We start from the raw sequence: 4495 nt of genomic DNA on the forward strand, positions 1-4495 counted from the left end.
CCTCGACCAGCTCGCGCGGCACGGCCGAACCGATGTACTGCCGCATCAGGAAGATGCCGAAGGCCGAACAGGCGCCCGGGATGATGAGAGCGCGTGTGCTGTTGAGCCAGCCCAGCTCTTTCATCATCAGCACGTAGGGGATCATCCCGACGAAGGCCGGCAGCAGCATGGTCGCCATCAGCGCAGCGAAGAGCTTGTCGCGGCCCGGGAACTCGTACATCGCGAAGCCGTAGCCGCCGAGCGAGCACAAGAACAGGTTGAGCACGGTGGAGGCGCTGGCGATCCAGAGGGACAGGCCCACGCTGCGCCAGAAGAGTGGGCGCTGTGCGACGAGCTCGTTGAGGTTGTCGATCAGCGCCGAGCCGAACCACAGGGGCGGCGGCACCGAGAGGATCTCGGTGTTGGTGTGCGTGGCGAAGACGAACATGAAGTAGAAGGGCGCGAGCATGACGAGCGCCCCGAGCAGCACCAGGGCGTGGGGCAGCCATTGCGATGGCGCGAAGCGCCCGGGCCGGTGGTGTCGAGGCTGGGCTTGTTCAGCGAGGGCCATGGCAGTCATCGAGGGGGTGAGGGTGGTGGGCGACATGCTCAGTCCTTGCGCCCGAGGTACTTGTTGTTGAGCCAGGTGAGCGCGGCGATGACCACGAACATGAGCCAGGCCACGGCGGAGGCGGTGCCGAAGTCGCCGTCGGTGAGGCCGACCTTGTACATCTGCATGGCCACCGTCTCGGCCACCTGGCCGACGCCACCGCCGCCGCCCGTGAGGATGAAGGGCTCCTCGAACAGCTGCAGGTTGCCGATGATGGTGAGCGTGATGGCGAAAAGCATCATGGGCCTCAGCAGCGGGATCGTGATGTAGCGGAACTGCTGCCAGGTGCCGGCGCCGTCGACGGTGGCCGCTTCGTAGAGGTCTTTTGGGATCGTCTGCAGGGCCGAGAGGTAGAGCACGGTGTTCCAGCCGACGAAGCGCCACCACACGATGAAGGCGACGATGGGGCGGGTGTACTCAGGGCGGCCCCAGTCGACGTTTTGCGTCGGGAAGAGCCATGCCAGCGGGTGCACACCGAACACCTGCCAGTTGCCTAGGCCGGTGAGCACCTGGTTGATGACACCGAAGTCGCGCGAGAAGAGCGAAGAGAACACCAGCGTGATCGCCACGGTGTTGGTGATGTACGGCAGGAAGTACATCGAGATCACCGGGTTGCGGATGCGGCGAAAGCGGGTGTGGATGAAGTACGCGAGCGGAATCGCCACCAGGTGCTGGGGCACGCCGGCCACGAAGCCCAGCCAGAAGGTGTTGGCCATGGCGCGCCAGAAGTCACGCGCATAGAGCTCCGACCAGAAGCTGCCGCTGAAGAACTCGCGCCAGGGCAGACCGTCGAGCTGCAGCACGAAGACGTAGTTGCCCCAGCCTTCCCATTTCATGCCCGACAGGCCCGCCGCGATCTCCCAGCGGAAGAACGAGGCGTAGGCCGAAAAGATCAAAGGGAAGAGCCCGAAGCTCAGGAAGAGCACGAAGAACGGGGCGACGAAGACATACGGCATCCAGTGCCATGGCTTCAGCCGGCGCGCGCGCCGCGGCGCCGGGTCTTGCACGGGTGAAAGAACAGCGCTCATGGAGGCCAGTCGGGGTCTTTGCAGAGGGCGCAGCCGCGGCATCTCAGCGGCGGATGCGCCGCTCGATGGCCTTGCGGGCGTCGGCCAGGGCCAGCTTCACGTCCTTGCCTTGTTCGATCGCCTTGTCGAACTCGGCGGTGATGACCTCGGCCGCCACCTGGTCGAGGCGGTCGACGGCGACGGCAGGGATCATCTGTGCGGTGGCTTTCCACTGCTTGCGGGCGGGTTCGTTGCCGAGGAACTCGACCGGGCGCTCGACGAACGGGTCGTTGGTGGCCTCGATGAGCGCGGGGAAGGCGTCGAGCTCGCGGAACGCGGCGATCTGCACCTCACGGTTGGTCGACATGAACTTCACGAATTCCCAGGCCAGCTCCTTGTTCTTCGCGCCCTTGGGAATGGCGTAGAACGAGCCGCCCCACGAGGCGTTGACGCCACCCGGCAGGCCGGCCGAGCGCCACAGGCCGCGGGTCTCGGGCGCGATCCAGTTCTTCAGGTGGCCGGCGAGCCAGGCGCCCATCATTTCGCTGGCGACGGTGCCGCGCTTGAAGCCTTCGGTCCACTCGTTGCTCCAGGCGCCGACCTTGGCGTCGATGCCGGCGGCGCGGGCGCGCTTGGCCGTCTCGAAGGCCATCACGAAGCGGGGTGACTCGACGAGCACGGCTCCCTTGCCGTCGAAGTAGATGCCTTCGCCGTCTTTCAGGCCCGAGCGAAGGATGATGTCCTTGATGGCGGCGGCGTGGGGGATCAGGTAGGCACCGGTCTTGGCCTTGAGCGTCTTGCCGGACTCGATGAAGGAGTCCCACGACTTGGTGAGATCGGCCTCGGTGATGCCGGCCTTGTCCATCAGGTCCTTGCGGTAGAAGAGTGCGCCGGGGCCGATGTCGGCCGGCATGGCGGCGCGCACGCCACCGCGGCTGGTGGCCTGGGCCGCCGCGAACTTGAAGAACTTGTCGGTCAGTGCATTGGCGTTGTAGGGCGCCTTCGAGAGGTCTTCCAGGCCGCCACCCTCGGCGAACTTGGCCACGAAGCCGATTTCCAGGCCCATCACGTCGGGCAGGTTGGCACCGGTCGCCAGCGCCGTGGTCATCGCGTTGTGGTGGTCGGCGTAGCCGAGGGCGACCAGCTTGATCTCGACGTCGGGCCGCACTTTCTTGAACAGCGGGATGGCAGCCTGCACCGAGCGGTCGAGGTCCTTGAAGGAGGATACGGTGAGGACCGTCTGGGCATGGAGGGCGAACGAGCCGAAGCTCATGGCGGCAACAAGGCCGAGGCGTGTGACGAATTTCATGGTTTCTCCGTTGCGGTGGCAATCGCCTGCATGAAAGAGAGTTCATGCAAGCGCTTGCACAGCAGTTTAGAAGTCACCTTGGTGGTGTGTCACTGCGGACGAACCCCCACCGGAAAAGCAAGATTTGGCAGGCGGGCGGGTTGGAAGCGCGTTACCCGGGCTGCGCAGCGGCTTTGCCTGCGTTTTACCGGCGCACGGGAGGGCGCCGGCCGGTGGCGGGCGCAGGCGCGACAGCATCTGCGGGGTGGGCGGGCAGCGCGCGCGTGGATTCCCTCACCATCAGCTCGAGCCTGGCGAGTGGGCCGCGCGGGGGCTTGCGCCCCTCAATCAGCGCGACGATGGCGTTGGCCGCCTCGCGCCCCAGCTCGCGCAGCGGCTGCTTTACCGAAGTGAGCGGTGGCACGCAGTACGCGGAGTGCCCGATGTCGTCGAAGCCCACGATGGAAACGTCGTCGGGCACGCGCAATTGGCGGCGATGCAGCGCCAGCATCGCGCCATAAGCCGAATCGTCATTGGCGGCAAACACGGCGGAGAAAGGCAGGCCTCGATCGAGCAGCGTGTTCATGGCGGCCAAGCCGCCCGGCTCCACATAGTTACCCGGTGCGACGAGGCGCTGATCGAAGCCGATGCCGGCCAACTGGAGCGCTTCGGTGTAGGCCTTGAGGCGGTCGTCGGCGTCGAAGCGACCCGCGGGGCCGCTGATGAAGGCGATGCGACGGTGGCCGAGCTCGAGCAAGTGCTGCATGGCCTGCTGCGCGCCTTCGTAGTGGTCAAAGGCGAGGGAGTGCAGCTTGCGCGACTCGATCTTGCGGCCAAGCACGACCATCGGCACCGTGTCGGCATGCCGCTCGAGCGTGGCGGCGTCGATGCCGGGGTGGATGAGGATCATGCCGTCCACGCGCCGCCCCTCCAGCGAGACGAGGCGATTCACCTCGTCGTCTGGCTCCCAGTGCGTGCTGGCGAAGATGGCGTCGTACTGGTGGCCGAGCAGGCCGTCTTCCACGCCGCGCATCACTTCGTTGAAGAAGGAGCTGACGATTTCTTGCGTCAGCACGCCCACCGTCATCGTGCGGCCCTTGGCCAGCCCGCGCGCCACCAGGTTGGGCCGGTAGTTGAGCTGCTGGATGCTGTTCTCGATGGCGACGGCCTTGTCTTCGGCCACGAAGTGGGTGCCGCTCAGGTAGCGCGAGACGGTGCTCGTGGAGACGCCGGCGAGGCTGGCGACTTCTTCGAGAGTGATGTTCGAGGCCATGGGTTGCCACAAGTCGGGGATGAATGATGATAGCGCTTGCTTATGCGGGCCGACACACCGGGCCGTCATAGGCAACCACTCGGTTCCCCTCATGCTCTTCGCAAGATTGGCTAGCCTGAACTCTTGCAAGCGCTTGCATGGCTCGATATCGTTCCTCCCATGCAACCAACCGACTTTCATTTCCCCCCTGGCTTCTTGTGGGGCACAGCCACTTCCGCCTACCAGATCGAGGGCAGCGCCGACGTCGACGGCCGCACGCCCAGCATCTGGGACACCTTCGCCAAGACACCCGGCCGGGTGGTGAACGGCGACACCGGCGACCGCGCCTGCGACTCCTA

At 65.8% G+C, this 4495-nt stretch carries 4 protein-coding genes and 1 pseudogene; 1 reads left to right on the forward strand and 4 read right to left on the reverse strand.

The genetic code is table 11. From position 1 onward, the window contains the following. From RMO40_RS06230 to RMO40_RS06245, 4 genes and pseudogenes are all read right to left on the reverse strand, one after another. Nucleotides 1–586 (reverse strand): annotated as a pseudogene (locus RMO40_RS06230) (carbohydrate ABC transporter permease); the annotation flags it as partial. 2 nt (nt 587–588) lie between these two features. Next, nucleotides 589–1617, reverse strand: coding sequence for an ABC transporter permease subunit (locus RMO40_RS06235; RefSeq protein WP_309717834.1), 1029 nt, complete (start codon nt 1615–1617; stop codon nt 589–591). A 43-nt stretch (nt 1618–1660) separates the two neighbouring features. Then, nucleotides 1661–2905 (reverse strand): extracellular solute-binding protein, encoded by a 1245-nt coding sequence (locus RMO40_RS06240; protein WP_309717837.1) that lies wholly within the window; start codon nt 2903–2905, stop codon nt 1661–1663. A 184-nt stretch (nt 2906–3089) separates the two neighbouring features. Next, nucleotides 3090–4157 (reverse strand): substrate-binding domain-containing protein, encoded by a 1068-nt coding sequence (locus RMO40_RS06245; RefSeq protein ID WP_309717840.1) that lies wholly within the window; start codon nt 4155–4157, stop codon nt 3090–3092. A gap of 159 nt (nt 4158–4316) precedes the next feature. On the opposite strand from RMO40_RS06245, the gene RMO40_RS06250 reads away from it, so the two are divergent. Beyond that, nucleotides 4317–4495 (forward strand): family 1 glycosylhydrolase (locus RMO40_RS06250; RefSeq protein WP_309717843.1); only part of this gene is annotated, 179 nt, incomplete at its 3' end.

This window comes from Rhizobacter sp. (assembly GCF_031412075.1).
Classification (GTDB): Bacteria; Pseudomonadota; Gammaproteobacteria; order Burkholderiales; family Burkholderiaceae_C; genus Rhizobacter.